The sequence below is a fragment of the Pseudomonas sp. Tav-5-1A genome (genome assembly GCF_055755055.1).
Genome location: NZ_CM146901.1, coordinates 3,763,469 through 3,778,481, shown reverse-complemented (window position 1 = coordinate 3,778,481; position 15,013 = coordinate 3,763,469). Strand labels below are relative to the sequence as shown.

Annotated in this window: 12 protein-coding genes; 7 read left to right on the top strand and 5 right to left on the bottom strand. The window is 65.4% G+C overall.

The window, feature by feature from the left end; translation table 11 throughout:
* The first annotated feature begins 15 nt into the window (after positions 1 to 15).
* The 4 genes from AC0J42_RS17130 (at position 16) to AC0J42_RS17115 (ending at position 3,050) form a co-directional block, all read left to right on the top strand.
* On the top strand, positions 16 to 837 hold the full coding sequence (locus AC0J42_RS17130) for a CheR family methyltransferase (protein WP_416424763.1): 822 nt from the start codon (positions 16 to 18) through the stop codon (positions 835 to 837).
* Positions 834 to 1,427, top strand: a complete 594-nt coding sequence (locus AC0J42_RS17125) for a chemotaxis protein CheB (protein ID WP_473002631.1) — start codon at positions 834 to 836, stop codon at positions 1,425 to 1,427. The genes AC0J42_RS17130 and AC0J42_RS17125 overlap by 4 nt, the downstream gene beginning before the upstream one ends.
* A complete protein-coding gene (locus AC0J42_RS17120; protein WP_416424761.1) occupies positions 1,412 to 2,593 on the top strand; it encodes a hybrid sensor histidine kinase/response regulator in 1,182 nt (393 codons plus the stop codon). Before AC0J42_RS17125 ends, AC0J42_RS17120 begins: the two co-directional genes overlap by 16 nt.
* Before the next feature lie 79 nt (positions 2,594 to 2,672).
* Positions 2,673 to 3,050 (top strand): response regulator, encoded by a 378-nt coding sequence (locus AC0J42_RS17115; protein ID WP_416424760.1) that lies wholly within the window; start codon positions 2,673 to 2,675, stop codon positions 3,048 to 3,050.
* A 136-nt stretch (positions 3,051 to 3,186) separates the two neighbouring features.
* On the opposite strand, the gene AC0J42_RS17110 is transcribed toward AC0J42_RS17115, so the two are convergent.
* From AC0J42_RS17110 to AC0J42_RS17100, 3 genes are all read right to left on the bottom strand, one after another.
* Complete coding sequence (locus tag AC0J42_RS17110; RefSeq protein WP_473002629.1) at positions 3,187 to 4,902, bottom strand: ATP-binding protein; 1,716 nt, start codon at positions 4,900 to 4,902, stop codon at positions 3,187 to 3,189.
* Entirely contained in the window at positions 4,899 to 6,380 is a 1,482-nt protein-coding gene (locus tag AC0J42_RS17105) for an ATPase domain-containing protein (protein WP_473002628.1), read from the bottom strand. The genes AC0J42_RS17110 and AC0J42_RS17105 overlap by 4 nt, the downstream gene beginning before the upstream one ends.
* Positions 6,381 to 6,489: 109 nt before the next feature.
* The gene (locus AC0J42_RS17100; RefSeq protein ID WP_473002626.1) at positions 6,490 to 7,548 is read right to left on the bottom strand and encodes a tetratricopeptide repeat protein; all 1,059 of its coding nucleotides are present in this window, start codon (positions 7,546 to 7,548) and stop codon (positions 6,490 to 6,492) included.
* A 577-nt stretch (positions 7,549 to 8,125) separates the two neighbouring features.
* Here AC0J42_RS17100 and AC0J42_RS17095 point away from each other — a divergent pair.
* From AC0J42_RS17095 to AC0J42_RS17085, 3 genes are all read left to right on the top strand, one after another.
* Positions 8,126 to 8,845: a hypothetical protein gene (locus AC0J42_RS17095; RefSeq protein ID WP_473002624.1), complete on the top strand. Its 720-nt coding sequence runs from the start codon at positions 8,126 to 8,128 to the stop codon at positions 8,843 to 8,845.
* Positions 8,842 to 9,360 (top strand): hypothetical protein, encoded by a 519-nt coding sequence (locus AC0J42_RS17090; protein WP_473002622.1) that lies wholly within the window; start codon positions 8,842 to 8,844, stop codon positions 9,358 to 9,360. Before AC0J42_RS17095 ends, AC0J42_RS17090 begins: the two co-directional genes overlap by 4 nt.
* A 300-nt stretch (positions 9,361 to 9,660) precedes the next feature.
* Positions 9,661 to 9,939, top strand: coding sequence for a DUF3077 domain-containing protein (locus tag AC0J42_RS17085; RefSeq protein WP_473002620.1), 279 nt, complete (start codon positions 9,661 to 9,663; stop codon positions 9,937 to 9,939).
* A 464-nt stretch (positions 9,940 to 10,403) separates the two neighbouring features.
* On the opposite strand, the gene AC0J42_RS17080 is transcribed toward AC0J42_RS17085, so the two are convergent.
* Both AC0J42_RS17080 and AC0J42_RS17075 read right to left on the bottom strand, forming a co-directional pair.
* On the bottom strand, positions 10,404 to 11,825 hold the full coding sequence (locus AC0J42_RS17080) for an efflux transporter outer membrane subunit (protein ID WP_473002619.1): 1,422 nt from the start codon (positions 11,823 to 11,825) through the stop codon (positions 10,404 to 10,406).
* Positions 11,822 to 15,001, bottom strand: coding sequence for an efflux RND transporter permease subunit (locus tag AC0J42_RS17075; RefSeq protein WP_416424753.1), 3,180 nt, complete (start codon positions 14,999 to 15,001; stop codon positions 11,822 to 11,824). Before AC0J42_RS17075 ends, AC0J42_RS17080 begins: the two co-directional genes overlap by 4 nt.
* Positions 15,002 to 15,013 lie beyond the last annotated feature (12 nt).

Genomic DNA, 15,013 nt, shown 5'->3' with positions numbered 1-15,013 from the left:
GCGAGGCCGCCGTTGATGACGGTGGAGCGCAATACCGATATCGAGATCCGCTTGCTGATCGAGGCTATCTACCTCAAGTACAGCTATGATTTCCGCGACTACTCCGGCGCTTCCATCAAGCGCCGGATACACCACGCCCTGCGCCAGCTGGAGTGCAACACCATCTCGGCGCTGCAGGAGCGGGTGCTGCACGACCCCACCGCGTTCATGCAGCTGCTGCAGTACCTGACCATCCCGGTGAGCGAGATGTTTCGCGACCCCGAGCACTTCCTGGCCATCCGCCGCGAAGTGGTGCCACTGCTGCGCACCTACCCCTCGATCAAGATCTGGATCGCTGGCTGCAGCACGGGCGAGGAGGTGTACTCCATGGCCATCCTGCTGCGCGAGGAAGGCCTGCTGGAACGCACCATCATCTACGCCACCGACATCAACCCGCAGTCCCTGGACAAGGCCAAGCAAGGCATCTACTCCATGGAAAACGTGCGCACCTACACCGAGAACTACCAGCGCGCGGGTGGCCAGCAGGCGTTTTCCAACTACTACACGGCGGCCTACGGCAACGCCATCTTCGACGGCAGCCTGCGCGAGAACGTGACCTTCGCCGACCACAGCCTGGCCACCGACAGCGTGTTCTCCGAAACCCAGTTGGTGTCGTGCCGCAACGTGCTGATCTACTTCAACAAGAAGCTCCAGGACCGCGCCTTCGGGCTGTTCCACGAGTCCTTGTGCCACCGCGGCTTCCTGGTGCTGGGCAGCAAGGAGACCCTCGACTTCTCTGCCTACAGCCACAAGTTCGAAGCCCTGGCCAAACCCGAACGGATCTACCGCAAGACATGAAAGCAGGCGCCGGGTACGCAGCGGTGGTGGTAGGCGCCTCGGCCGGCGGCGTGGAGGCGCTGCTGCGCGTGTACGGCATGCTGCCGCCAACGTTCGCGCTGCCGGTGCTGACCGTGCTGCACCTGCCCGATGACCGCCACAGCCAGCTGGCCGAAGTGTTCGCCCGGCGCATGCAACGCGCTGCCAAGGAGGCAGTGGACAAGGAAGACATACAACCAGGGATGTTCTATTTCGCCGGCCCCGGCTACCACCTGTCGGTGGAGCAGGACCGCAGCCTGTCGTTGAGCCAGGAAGAGCGGGTGCATTATTCGCGCCCGGCTATCGACCTGTTGTTCGAATCGGCCGCCGATGCCTACGGCCCGCAACTGATCGGGGTGCTGCTCACCGGCGCCAATGAAGACGGTGCGCGTGGCCTGGCAACCATTGGCGAGCGCGGCGGTCTGACCATTGTCCAGGACCCGGCCGAGGCGCGCGTGGCAATCATGCCCGAAGCTGCGCTGAAGCTGCGCCGGCCCGACCATATACTCCCATTGAACGGCATAGGCTTATTGCTCGCCGAGCTGGAACAAAGCGCATGCCAAGCCCAATAAAAGCAAAACTGCTGATCGTCGACGACCTGCCGGAGAACCTGCTGGCCCTGGAAGCGCTGATCAAGGCCGACGACCGCGAGGTACACAAGGCGCTGTCGGCCGACGAAGCCTTGTCGCTGTTGCTGCAACATGAATTCGCCCTGGCCATCCTCGATGTGCAGATGCCGGGCATGAACGGTTTCGAGCTGGCCGAGCTGATGCGCGGCACCGAGAAAACCAAGAGCATTCCCATTGTCTTCGTCAGCGCCGCCGGGCGCGAGCTCAACTATGCCTTCAAGGGCTACGAGAGCGGCGCGGTGGACTTCCTGCACAAGCCGCTGGAGATCCATGCGGTGAAAAGCAAGGTCAGCGTGTTCGTCGACCTGTACTGCCAGCGCAAGATCCTCAAGGAGCAGCTCGACGCCCTGGAGCGCAGCCGCCAGGAACAGGAGGTGCTGCTGAAGAAACTGCAGGCCACCCAGAACGAACTGCAGCACGCGGTGCGCATGCGCGACGACTTCATGTCGATTGTCAGCCACGAGGTGCGCACGCCGCTCAACGGCCTGATCCTGGAAACCCAGTTGCGCAAGCTGCACCTGGCCCGGGACAACGCCGATGCCTTCACCCTGGAGAAAATGCGCGGCATGGTCGAGCGCGACGAGCGCCAGATCCAGAGCCTGATCCGCCTGATCGAGGACATGCTCGACGTGTCGCGCATCCGCACCGGCAAGCTGTCCATCCGCCCCAGCGAGTTCGACCTGACGCAACTGGTGGCCAACCTGCTGGACAACTTCGCCCCACAGGTCGCCGCCGCCGAGTGCAGCATCAGCTTGCACGCCAGCGAACCGGTGGTGGGCACCTGGGACGAGTTCCGCGTGGAGCAGGTGATCTCCAACCTAGTGTCCAACGCCCTGCGCTACGGCGGCCGCGGCCCCATCGAGGTCAGCGTGTATGCGCACAAGGGCGCGGCGCTGGTGGAAGTGCGCGACCACGGCATCGGCATCAGCAAGGAGAACCAGGCGCGCATCTTCCAGCAGTTCGAGCGGGTGTCGGCCACCCACGTAGTGGCGGGGCTGGGCCTGGGGCTGTTCATTTCCGAGCAGATCGTGGTGGCCCATGGCGGCTCCATCACGGTGCAGAGCGCGCTGGGCGAGGGTTCGACGTTCATCGTCAGCCTGCCGTTGTAACAAGCGCCAGGCGGCACGCAACCTCTACGGGCGGCCACGGTCACATAGGCAGCCAACCTAAAAGTACATAGGCGTTACCATGAGTGAAGATGCACAAGACGTTGTCCTCATTGTCGAGGATGAACCCTCGATTCTGATGGTGTTGTCCGACTACCTGAAAGGCGAGGGGTACCACGTGCTGGAGGCCGAGAACGGCGCCCAGGCGTTCGAGATCCTGGCGCGCAAGCCGCACCTGGACCTGATGGTCACCGATTATCGCTTGCCAGGCGGCATTTCGGGCGTGCAGATCGCCGAGCCGGCGCTGAAGCTGCGCCCGGAGCTGAAGGTGATTTTCATCAGCGGCTACCCGCAGGAAATCATCGAGTCCGGCAGCCCCATCACCCGCAACGCGCCGATTCTGGCCAAGCCGTTCGACCTCGATACCCTGGGGGAAAAGATCCAGCAATTGCTGGTGTAACGACGCAATAGAGCGTCAATTGCGTAGCCGCTGCCGCCAGGCTGCGCTGGCCATTGTGAACCCTGAAGATCTTCAGCGAGGCACAGGGCCAGCGCAGCCTGGCGGCAGCGGCTACGCGTGTTTGGCGCAGGCCGCGTCACACCTCGATCATCTCCCGCACCTTCGCCGTCAGCAAATCAAACGCAAACGGCTTGGTGATCATCTGCATGCCCGGGTCCAGGAAGCCGCCGCGCACGGCCGCGTGTTCGGCATAGCCGGTGATGAACAGCACCTTGAGCCCAGGCCGCAGCTGGCGGCCAATCTCGGCCAACTGCCGACCGTTCATGCCGCCGGGCAACCCTACGTCGCTGATCAGCAGGTCAATGCGCTGGGGCGAGTTGAGGATGGGCAGGGCGCCCGCCGAATCGGCAGCCTCCATCCAGGTGTAACCCAGCTCGCGCAGTACCTCGCCCACCAGCACCCGCACGGCGCTGTCGTCCTCGACGATCAGCACCGTCTCGCCGCTGCGCGCCCTCCGTGCGCGGGCCACGGGGGCGTCGGCCTGGCCGGGCAGCTCGCCGCGGAAACGCGGCAGGTACAGGCTCACCGTGGTGCCCTTGCCGATTTCGCTGTCGATGGCCACATGGCCCTGGGACTGCTTGCTGAAGCCATAGATCATCGACAGGCCCAGGCCGGTGCCCTGGCCGATGGGCTTGGTGGTGAAGAAGGGGTCGAAGGCGCGGTTGATCACGCTCTGGGGCATGCCGCAGCCGTTGTCGCGCACGCTCAGGCACACGTAGTCGCCCACGGCCAGGTTGCTCTGGCCACGGGTGAAGGCGGCGTCCAGGTGGCAGTTGCGGGTTTGCACCATCAGCTCGCCGCCGTTGGGCATGGCGTCGCGGGCGTTGATCACCAGGTTGAGCAGGGCGCTTTCCAGCTGGTGCGGGTCGGCCTCGGCCACCCACAGTTCTTCGCCCAGGTTCATGTGCAGGCGAATGCTTTCATCCAGGCTGCGTTGCAGCAGCTCGTCCATGGCCACCACCAGGCGGTTCATCTGCACCGGCTGGCTGTCCAGTGACTGCCGGCGCGAGAACGCCAGCAGCCGGTGGGTGAGGCCGGCGGCGCGGTTGGCCGAGGTCACGCCCAGGTCGATAAGGTTGTCCAGGTCCTCGGTGCGGCCACGGGCGATGCGCCGGCGCATCAGCTCCAGGCTGCCGATGATGCCGGTGAGCATGTTGTTGAAGTCGTGGGCGATGCCGCCGGTCAACTGGCCCACGGCTTCCATTTTCTGCGCCTGGCGCAGGGCTTCCTCGTTCTGGTTGATCTGCGCGGTGCGTTCTTCAACCTGTTGTTCCAGGGTTTCGTTGAGCTGGCGCAGGCGCTCCTCGCCCAGGCGCCCGGCGGTGAGCGCGCTTTGCAGGCGTTGCTGGCTGTCGCTGAGGTCGTTGAGGCGGTCGCGCGCCTCGTACTGGCGGCGCCGGCCCCGGATGGCGGTGTTGATCAGGCTGACCAGCGCCACCGGGTGGAACGGCCGCTCCAGGAAGCTGACGTTGCCCAACTGCGCGCCCAGGCGCATGGACGGTGGGTGGTCGGGGCCGCCATGGTAGGTCATCAGCACGATGGGCAGGTCGGACCAGGCGGGCTGCTGCTTCAGGAAGTCCAGCAGCGGCGCCAGGTTCAGGCCATTGAGGGCTTCCTCGGCGATCAGCGCCATGCCGGCGCCTTGGTGTAACTGGCTACACAGGTCGCCCAGGTCGCTGGCCGGCGAGCCGCTGAAGCCCGCCTCCTGCAGGATCGTCAGCGCCACCTGGCTGTCGCGCCCCAGGGGGGCGAGCACGATGGCGCGCTCGGGGGCCGGGGCCTGTGGGCTCATCGCGGTGGGTCCTGCAGCAGCGGGTTGCTGGCGCCGACGTAGGTGGGCACGCCGCGCAGCACGCCCTGGAAGTCATGCAGGGGCTCGCCGATGGTCATGCCCTGGCTGCCGATCTTGTATTCACGAATGGTCGCCTCGTGGCCGCCGTAGCGTTTCTTGATCACCGACATGGCCCGGCGCACCTGGCCCACGGCCTCGAAGTAGCGCAGCAGGATCACCGTGTCGGCCAGGTAGGTCAGGTCCACCGGCGCCTTCATGTCGCCCACCAGGCCTTGCTGGGCCACGGTCATGAAGGTGGCGGCGCCGCGGCGGTTGAGGAACAGCAGCAGCTCGTGGATGTGCATCACCGGCGAGCCCTCGTCGATCATCGCCGCCTGGTAGCCGTTGATGCTGTCGATGACCACGGTCTTGATCTGGTGCTCGTCGACCTTGCTGCGCACCCGGTGAGCGAATTCGCCCGGCGACAACTCGGCCGCGTCCACCTGTTCGACGATCATGGCGCCGCTGGCCTGCATGCCCTCAAGGTCGATGCCCAGGCAACGCATGCGCTCGAACAGCAGCCCCAGCTCTTCGTCGAAAATGAACAGCGCGACCTTCTCGCCACGGGCTACCGCCGCTGCGGCGAAGACCATGGCGATCAGCGACTTGCCGGTGCCAGCGGGGCCCAGGATGAGGGTGCTGGAGCCGTTCTCGATGCCGCCGCCCAGCAGCGCGTCGAGGCCGGCGATGCCGCTGCTCAACTGGTTGCGCTCGTAGCGGGCGCGGTGCTCGGCGGCCACCAGGCGCGGGAACACCTGCACGCCGTCCTGGTGGATGGTGAAGTCGTGGTAGCCACCGCGGTATTGCTGCCCGCGGTATTTGACGATGCGCAGGCGGCGGCGCTCGGCGCCGTAGTCGGGGGCCTTTTCTTCCAGGCGAATGACGCCGTGGGCGATGCTGTGCAGGGTCTTGTCCAACGGTTCGCTGGTCATGTCATCGAGCAGCAGCACGGTGGCGTTGTAGCGCGCGAAATGGTGCTTGATGGCCAGGATCTGCCGGCGGTAGCGCAGCGAACTCTGGGCCAGCAGGCGCACTTCGGAAAGGCTGTCGAGCACCACGCGGTCGGGTTGGTGCTGTTCGACGATGGCGAAGATCTGCCGGGTAGCCTCGCCCAGTTCCAGGTCGCTGGAGTACAGCAGGCTCTGTTGCTGCTGGGCGTCGAGGAGCATCTCCGGTGGGGTCAGTTCGAACACCTTGATCTGCTCGTCCAGCTCCCAGCCGTGGGAACGGGCGCCTTCGCGCAGCTCGCGCTCGGTTTCCGACAGGGTGATGTACAGGCAACGCTCGCCGGCGGCGGCGCCGTCGAGCAGAAATTGCAGGGCAACGGTGGTCTTGCCCGCGCCAGGTTGGCCTTCGAGCAGAAATATATGGCCGCGGCTCAAGCCGCCGCACAGAATGTCATCGAGACCGGCAATGCCGGTGGCAGCTTTCGACGTCATCAATGCTCAGTCCTCATGTGGCGATCAGGGCGCACAGGGGCCTTGCAAAGGGCCGCTGCACCTACACTGGACAGCGGCGGGCAACGGCAAGTTCCGATTATTCAGGGGGCTACAGGCCTTGCTGCAGGGCCGGGTCATCAGGGTTCTGCTGCTCCAGTTCCGCCAGCAGCACCTGCACGTTTTGCAGCTGGCCGGTCTGCTTCCAATACTCGATCAACAGCACCCGCGCCTTGCGGTTGGCCGGCTGCCTGCGCAGGATCTCGTCCAGCTGGCGCTGGGCGGCTTCCACCTGGTCCATCTGGTGCAGGGTCACGGCCAGGCTGTAGCGGTAGTCGCTGTTGTCCGATTCCAGCTCGGAGGCGCGGGCCAGGGCCAGCAGCGCGTATTCGCCCTGGCCGTGGCGGATCAGCCATTGCCCCAGTTCATGCTGCAGCAACGCCGAGTCGGGGTGGGCGATCAGCTGCTCGGCCAGCAACTGGCGCGAGGCGTCGTTCTGGCCCTGTTTTTCCAGCACCCGCACCTGCACCGCCACGGTCTCCAGGTCGCCGGGGGCCAGTTCATGGGCGTGCTTGAGGGTGGCCAGGGCCTGGGTGTAGTCGTCGTTGTACAGGTAGATGCGCGCCAATTGCAGTTGCCCATCGGCGTCGTCCGGGGTGCTGAGCAGGGCTTGCACGTATTCGTCCAGCACCGCGTCCAGCCGCGCGAAGTACAGCCCCAGGTCGTCGGGGGACAGGCCAAGCAGCGCGCGGGCGGCGTGGAAGCGAATCTCCTGGTCATCGTCATCCAGCAGCGGCCCCAGCAGCAGGCTGCGCTGGGCGTCGGGCACCAGGCGCGTCACCGCGTCGATGGCGCCATGGCGCACCAGCAGGTTCTGGCCGTCGGCGAGGTCCGCCTTGACCAGCTTCAGCGCCTGCGGGCTGGGGTAGTTGGGCAGCTCGGCCAGCAGGCTGATACGGCGGATGGGCGACAGGTCCTTGCGCGCCAGCTGCTGGTACAACACCCGCGCCGCGCCCGGCTGGCCGTTGTGCGCCTGCGCAAGCGCCCTGGAATAACTGTGCCGCAGCTCCGGCTCGCTGGGCGCAGGCGCCGGCCGTGTCAGGTACCAGGCGGCGCCCAGCACGATGAACAGGGTGAACAGCAGGGACAGGTTGCGGAAAAGCTTGGGCATTGAGCAGTCCGTAGCGCAGCGGGCTTTTGCAGGGTGGTCAGCTTGGGACAGGTGGGGGGTGGGAGTCAAACGTGGGGTGAATCACCGGCACTTCGAGTTAACACCAACCCCCGTAGCAGCTGCCGCAGGCTGCGTCATGGCCACCGCGCAGTACCTGGCTTGACTGGGTGCCCCGGACGCAGCCTTCGGCAGCTGCTACGCGATCGGGGCATGGCTGCCAGGTGCTAGGCGATGTTTTACCGGCGCCCTTGAGATCGAGCGCCGCCCGCGCGGCGCTTCGGGGGTAGAACCCCCTCCCACGTTTGTTGCAGCGTGCCATGGCCTGATAGACCTGCGTTGGCAGCCTTTGGTGCATGGCTGGGAAATGGGGAGCGGCCGTTCCTGGGTGGCAATCACCTCCCCCGTAGCAGCTGCCGCAGGCTGCGTCCGGGCCACCGCGCAATACCTGGCTTAACTGGGTAAGTGCCCCGGACGCCGCCTGCGGCAGCTGCTACGGGGGACCTGTTATTTCTGACAGGTCACAGGAGGGGGCCAGTCTGCAACCCTGAACCTCCTTACTCAAGACAAGAAGCCCACCATGACCCATTTCACCGCACCCGGCGCCCTGGACCCTGGATTCAACGCAGGCGCCCGGCAAACCATCACGCCCAGTGGCCTGGCGAGCAAGATCCATTCGCTGCTGCCGTTGGCGGACGGCTCTATGCTGGTCGCCTCGTCTGGCGAGCCCACCAGCGCATTTGCGGTCAACCTGTTCAACGCCGATGGCAGCCTGCCGTCCCCTGAAGCCTTCGGCAATTCGGTCAGCTCCCGTGGGCATGGCTATTTGCTGGACAGCTTCAGTTCAGCGCGCCCCATCCCCCAGCTGCACGCCTACCAAAGCGGCGACTTCCACGTGCTGAGCTTCCAGCGTGAAGGGGTGCATATGGCACGGTACAACGCAGCTGGCCTGCCGCAAGCCCGGCACCTGGTCGACTTCAGCGCGCTGCCTACCGGCGCTGTTGCCGAAGGGCCGATGCGCAGCGCGGCGGACGGTGAGCTGCTGTACGTTGCGTTCACCGTCACGCTGCTAAACGCCGACACACTGGTTGCCGTGATGTGCATTACGGCTGCCGGCGCGTTGAACCCGGCGTTCAACGGTACCGGCGTGCAGTTGATTCACCTGCCCGATACCGTCACCCGTACCAGCGGCTTGCGTGGCCTGGCGGTGCAGCGACACGGCGCCAATGCCGGCAAGGTAGTGCTCGCCGGCGGTTGGGCGGTTGGGCGGCTGGCGCGGCGGACGAGGGGCTTTACGTGACGCGCCTGAACACCAACGGCGAGCCTGATTCGGCGTTTGGCGAGCGCGGCTTTGCCTGGGTGGCTGCTGACCAGTACAGCTACATGCAGTTGATTGTCGACCCGGCGGATACCTTGAAATTGTGCGGCTCGCTCAAGGATCGCGAAGCGCCACCGCGCACCCGTGAGGTGGCCATCGCCTGGAACACCGAAGGCGCGGTGGATCGCTCTTTCAATGATGGACTCGCGCTGTTGGAAACATTCGCTGGCACTAATGCACCCCCTACGCCAGTCTTTTTCAGTTCCAGCGAGCTGGCTGGCGGCTACCGTCTGGCGTGCCTGAAATATTTCAACAGCCAGCAAATCATCATGGCCGCGCTTGACGGCACTGGGCAAATGGATGAAGCCATGGGGCGTGTAGGGCTCGCGGTGGGTGGCGGGATGGGTAACGCCACGGGTGGTGCGGTGGCGCATGATGTCGATGCAAAAATGCTGGCGAGCTGGGGTATTACGGTGTTCCGCGTGTTGGGGCAGTAGTGCCGGCCCTGGTGGCACCGTTTCCGTAGGACCAAACGTAGGACAATTCTGATTTGCTCGGGTAGGCTTGTTTGGCCCGGGTCATGGCAATAACCTCCCTCGTGCCACTGCTTCCAGTGGTCGGGTTTGGTAGCCCGGGTTCTAAAGTAATTGCGTATCGGCTCCTGTGGTGGCTGTACGCAGGGCACCGTCGTGTGCGCCGGTTTTACTTACTTTTCCCGGTCTACCAACCTGCGTACCGCCGCCTCCCATCGTTTGGTAGCGATGCAGCGACGTTCATCCAAAAGTAAAAGGTTCCCCATGACAATCGAAATTCCCGCTGATCCACCTTCCACCGCCACCCTGGCTTTCGGCACCACCGACGACTCGGGTGAGCCGTTCTACACTGTAAGGGCCGGCATCCCCATGGAGCATGCCTTGGGCCAGATATCGCTGTTGCTGAAAGGTGCTGGCGAATCGGCGTATGAATTGTGCGATTGCCAATTGCAGGAGCGCGGCCTGCTGTGGTCGGCGCTGCATCAGATCGAAGCCGCGAAGGCGCTGACGGATGCGTTGATTCGCGGCGCTTCGCTGAATTGATGGGGCTACGCCCACAGGCCACCTGAACCTGAAGCCGGGCCAACAAGGCGGGCAACTCGGCCTGTCAGGCCATGGCACGATGCAACAAATTCCAAGGCATGGACCCCTAAAACCCACCGCAATCCTGTAGCCGCTGCCGCCAGGCTGCGCTGGCCGGTGTGAGCCCTGAAGATTTTGAGTGAGGCACAGGGCCAGCGCAGCCTTCGGCAGCGGCTACGCGATCGCGTTGTGACCGCCAGGTGCCAGCCGGTGTTTTTCCGGCGCCCTTGAGATCGAGCGCCGCCCGCGCGGCGCTTCGGGGGTAGAACCCCCCTCCCACGTTTGTTGCAACGTGCCAAGGCCTGATCCATCGAGTTGCCGGTCTTTGTTTGTTCGTCTCAGGGTTTGCGCCAGGCACAAAAAAGCCCCGCACGAGGGCGGGGCAAAAAGGTCAGTCAAAAACCAACCAAAGGAGCTCGGTTAAATCACTTGGCCGAGGCCACTGCCTGGCCTTTGTCCGGCACCTGCCAGCCGCCGCCCAAGGCCTTGTAGATGGCGACGATGCCGCGGTACTGCTCGATCTCGGCCTGGGCCTGGGCGTCTTCGGCGCTCAGGCGTTCGCGTTCGGCGTCCAGCAGCACCAGGTAGTCGACGGTGCCTTCGCGGTACTGGATCGAGGCCAGGTCGGCGGCGGCGCGGCTGGCCTGGCTCTGTTTGTTCAGCGAGGCCAGGCGCTGCTGGATCTTGCCGTAGTCGCTGAAGGCGTTTTCCGATTCTTCCAGGGCCAGCAGCACCTGCTGTTCGTAGGTGGCCAGGGCGCCTTCGGCTTCGGCGTTGGCGCCACGGATGCGCGCTTTCACGCTGCCCAGGTTGAACGCCGCCCAGGTGATGCTCGGGCCCAGGGACCAGGCGTTGGCGGCGGCCGAGCCGATCTGCGAACCGCGGGCGGCGGTGAAGCCCAGGAAGCCGGACAGGCTGACCCGTGGGAACAGGTCGGCGGTGGCCACGCCGACGTTGGCGGTGGCTGCGGCCAGCTTGCGTTCGGCGCTGCGCACGTCGGGGCGGCGGCGCAGCAGCTCGCCAGGGTCACCAATGGGCAGGGCCTTGGAGATGGCCGGCAGCTTCGCCGGGCTCAGGTCCACGCTCAACTGGTCCGGGCGCTGGCCCAGCAGGGTGGCGATGCGGTTGCGCGCCCGTACCTGTTCGGCCTGCAGTTGCGGCACGGTGGCTTCGACCCCGGCCAGGCGCGCGTCGGCGCGCACCACGTCCAGTTCGTTGCCCACGCCGGCGTCACGCAGGCTGACGGTGATGGTGCGCGACTCCTGCTGGGTCTTCAGGTTGGCCCGGGCAATGTCTTCGCGCAGTTGCGCGCCGCGCAGGTCACCGTAGGCGTCCACCAGGTCGGCGATCATGGTCACCTGCAGCTGCTGCAGGTCGGCGCGGGCGGCGTCTTCCTGGGCATCGCTGGCTTCCAGGCTGCGCTGGATGCGGCCGAACAGGTCGACTTCCCAGGCCATGTCCAGGCCCAGGTCATAGCGCTCCTGGTTGACCCGGTCGGTGGTCTGGCCGGGCACCTGGCCCTTGCCGACTTCGCTGCTGACGCGGCTGGTCACCACCGGGAAGCGCTCGGTGTTGACGTCGTCGCGGATGGCGCGGGCCGCCTTCAGGCGGGCGAAGGCCACGCGCAGGTCGCGGTTGCCGGCCAGCGAGGTCTGCACCAGCTGGTTCAGGACAGGGTCGTCGAACTGCTGCCACCACACCGCGTCGAAATGACCGCGGTCGTACTGGCCGTCCTTGGCAGCGACGACGTTGGCCGCCGCCGTGTCCGGGGTCTTGTAGTCGGGGCCCACGGCGCAGGCCGCCAGGGCCAGCACCAGCAGGCTGGGCATGAAGAGTTTCAGGCTCATGCTGGGTTCTCCAGGGTCAGAAGCTGGGCGGCCTTGCGGGCCTTTTTCTTTTCCACGCGGTTGCGGATCAGCACGAAGAACACCGGGGTCAGCAGCAGGCCGAAGAAGGTCACCCCCAGCATGCCGGAGAACACCGCCACGCCCATGGCATGGCGCATCTCGGCACCGGCGCCGTGGGACAGCACCAGCGGCACCACGCCCATGATGAACGCGAACGAGGTCATCAGGATCGGCCGCAGGCGCATGCGGCAGGCTTCCAGCACGGCGGCTAATGGGTCCAGGCCTTCTTCCTGCTTGTCCTTGGCAAACTCGACGATCAGGATCGCGTTCTTGCACGCCAGCCCCACCAGCACGATCAGGCCGATCTGGGTGAAGATGTTGTTGTCGCTACCGGCGATGATCACGCCAGCGATGGCCGACAACAGCGTCATGGGCACGATCAGGATCACCGCCAGCGGCAGGCTCCAGCTTTCGTACTGGGCGGCCAGCACCAGGAAGGCCAGCAGCACGCACAGCGGGAACACGAACAGCGCGGTGTTGCCCGAGAGGATCTGCTGGTAGGTCAGCTCGGTCCACTCGTAGGTCATGCCGTTGGGCAGCTCCTGTTTCAGCAGTTTCTCCACCGCCGCCTGGGCCTGGCCCGAGCTGTAGCCGGGGGCGGCGTTGCCGCTGATTTCGGCGGTGACGAAGCCGTTGTAGTGCATCACCCGGTCCGGGCCCGAGGTGTTGTTGACCTTGATGAAGGTCGCCAGCGGGATCATCTCGCCCAGGTTGTTGCGCACCTTCAGCTGGCCGATCTGCTCGGGCTCGAGGCGGAACTGCTGCTCGGCCTGGACGTTGACCTGGTAGGTGCGGCCAAAGCGGTTGAAGTCGTTGGCGTACAGCGAGCCCAGGTAGATCTGCAGGGTGTCGAAGATGTCGCTGATGGCCACGCCGTGGGTCTTGGCTTTCTCGCGGTCGATGGCGGCGTCCACCTGCGGCACGTTCACGGTGTAGCTGGTGAACAGCCCGGCCAGTTCCGGCACGCTGCGGCTCTTGGCGATGATGTTCTGGGTTTCGGTGTACAGCGCGTCGTAGCCCAGGTTGCCACGGTCCTCGATCTGCAGGCGGAAGCCGCCGATGGTGCCCAGGCCCTGCACGGGCGGTGGCGGGAAGATCGCCATGTAGGCGTCCTGGATGGCGGCGTACTTGCCGTTCAGGGCGCCGGCGATGGCCGCGGCCGACTCGCTGGGGTCACGGCGCTCGTCGAAGTCCTTCAGGGCCACGAAGACGATGCCGTTGTTGGGGCTGTTGGTGAAGCCGTTGATCGACAGGCCCGGGAAAGCGATGGCGTTGGCCACCCCCGGCTGCTTCATGGCGATCTCCGACATCTGCTTGATGACGTCTTCGGTGCGGTCCAGGCTGGCGGCATCGGGCAGTTGCGCGAAGGCCACCAGGTACTGCTTGTCCTGGGCCGGGACGAAGCCGGTGGGGGTGCTGGAGAAGCCCAGCCAGGTCAGGCCGATGAGGCCGGCGTACACCACCAGGGCCACGCCGCTGCGGCGGATCACCCGGCGCACGGTGCCTACGTAGCCATGGCTGGCCTTGACGAAGAAGCGGTTGAACGGCGCGAACAGCCAGCCGCCCAGCAGCTTTTCCAGCACCCGCGAGAAGCGGTCCTTGGGCGCGTCGTGGCCTTTGAGCAACACCGCGGCGAGGGCCGGCGACAGGGTCAGCGAGTTGAACGCCGAGATCACCGTGGAGATCGCGATGGTGAGGGCGAACTGCTTGTAGAACTGCCCGGTCAAGCCACTGATGAAGGCGGCCGGCACGAACACCGCGCACAGCACCAGCGCCGTGGCGATGATAGGCCCGGTCACTTCGCCCATGGCGCGCTTGGTGGCGTCCACGGGGTTCAAGCCCAGCTCGATGTTGCGCTCGACGTTCTCCACCACCACGATGGCGTCGTCCACCACGATGCCGATGGCCAGCACCAGGCCGAACAGCGACAGGGCGTTGAGCGAGAAGCCGAACAGGTGCATGACCGCGAAGGTACCGATCAGCGACACCGGTACCGCCACCAACGGGATGATCGAGGCGCGCCAGGTCTGCAGGAACAGGATCACCACCAGCACCACCAGAATCAGTGCCTCGAACAGGGTGTGGATCACCGCCTCGATGGAGCCACGGACGAAGATGGTCGGGTCATAGACGATGCTGTAGTCCATGCCTTCGGGGAAGCTCTTCTTCAGTTCGGCCATCTTGGCCCGCACTTCATTGGAGATGTCGATGGCGTTGGAGCCAGGGCGCTGGAAGATCGGGATGGCCACCGCCGGCTGGTTGTTGAGCAGCGAGCGCAGGGCGTACTGGCTGGAGCCCAGCTCGACGCGGGCGATGTCTTTCAGGCGAGTGATCTCGCCGTCGGCGCCGGTGCGGATGATGATGTTCTCGAACTCATCCTCGGTGACCAGGCGGCCCTGGGTGTTGATCGACATCTGGAAGCTGGTGGCGCTGGGCGAGGGCGGCGAGCCCAATTGGCCGGCGGCCACCTGGCGGTTCTGCTCGCGAATGGCGGTGACCACGTCGGTGGCGGTCAGGTTGCGCGACGCGGTCTTGTTCGGGTCCAGCCACACGCGCAGGGAGTAGTCGCCCATGCCGAACAGCTGCACATCGCCGACGCCACCCAGCCGCGCCAACTCATCCTTGATGTTGAGGATGGCGTAGTTGGACAGGTAGAGCATGTCGTAGCGTTTGTCCGGCGAGGTCAGGTGCACCACCATGGTCAGGTCGGGGGAGGCCTTGTCCACAGTGATACCGATGCGCGTCACTTCCTCAGGCAGCTTGGGCTCGGTGCGCGTCACGCGGTTCTGCACCTGCACCTGGGCGTTGTCAAGATCCGTGCCCAGGGCGAAGGTGATGGTCAGGGTCAGCTTGCCGTCGGCGGTGGACTGGGAGGACATGTACAGCATGTTCTCCACGCCGGTGATGGCCTGCTCCAGCGGCGCGGCCACGGTTTCACCGATGACCTTGGGGTTGGCGCCGGGGAAGTTGGCGCGCACCACCACGGTGGGCGGCACCACTTCGGGGTATTCGCTGATGGGCAACTGGAACAGCGAGATCGCGCCGCCGATCAGGATCAGCAGCGAGAGCACGGCGGCGAAGATCGGCCGCTGGATAAAGAACTGGGAAAATTTCATCGGTCTGTTCCT

What these genes read in the sequence shown, in the direction of transcription:
- AC0J42_RS17110 (WP_473002629.1), bottom strand. Translation starts at nt 4,902, where the DNA reads ATGAGCCCACAGGCCCCGGCCCCCGAGCGCGCCATCGTGCTCGCCCCC.
- AC0J42_RS17105 (WP_473002628.1), bottom strand. Translation starts at nt 6,380, where the DNA reads ATGACGTCGAAAGCTGCCACCGGCATTGCCGGTCTCGATGACATTCTG.
- AC0J42_RS17100 (WP_473002626.1), bottom strand. Translation starts at nt 7,548, where the DNA reads ATGCCCAAGCTTTTCCGCAACCTGTCCCTGCTGTTCACCCTGTTCATC.
- AC0J42_RS17115 (WP_416424760.1), top strand. Translation starts at nt 2,673, where the DNA reads ATGAGTGAAGATGCACAAGACGTTGTCCTCATTGTCGAGGATGAACCC.
- AC0J42_RS17130 (WP_416424763.1), top strand. Translation starts at nt 16, where the DNA reads ATGACGGTGGAGCGCAATACCGATATCGAGATCCGCTTGCTGATCGAG.
- AC0J42_RS17085 (WP_473002620.1), top strand. Translation starts at nt 9,661, where the DNA reads ATGACAATCGAAATTCCCGCTGATCCACCTTCCACCGCCACCCTGGCT.
- AC0J42_RS17120 (WP_416424761.1), top strand. Translation starts at nt 1,412, where the DNA reads ATGCCAAGCCCAATAAAAGCAAAACTGCTGATCGTCGACGACCTGCCG.
- AC0J42_RS17125 (WP_473002631.1), top strand. Translation starts at nt 834, where the DNA reads ATGAAAGCAGGCGCCGGGTACGCAGCGGTGGTGGTAGGCGCCTCGGCC.
- AC0J42_RS17095 (WP_473002624.1), top strand. Translation starts at nt 8,126, where the DNA reads ATGACCCATTTCACCGCACCCGGCGCCCTGGACCCTGGATTCAACGCA.
- AC0J42_RS17080 (WP_473002619.1), bottom strand. Translation starts at nt 11,825, where the DNA reads ATGAGCCTGAAACTCTTCATGCCCAGCCTGCTGGTGCTGGCCCTGGCG.
- AC0J42_RS17075 (WP_416424753.1), bottom strand. Translation starts at nt 15,001, where the DNA reads ATGAAATTTTCCCAGTTCTTTATCCAGCGGCCGATCTTCGCCGCCGTG.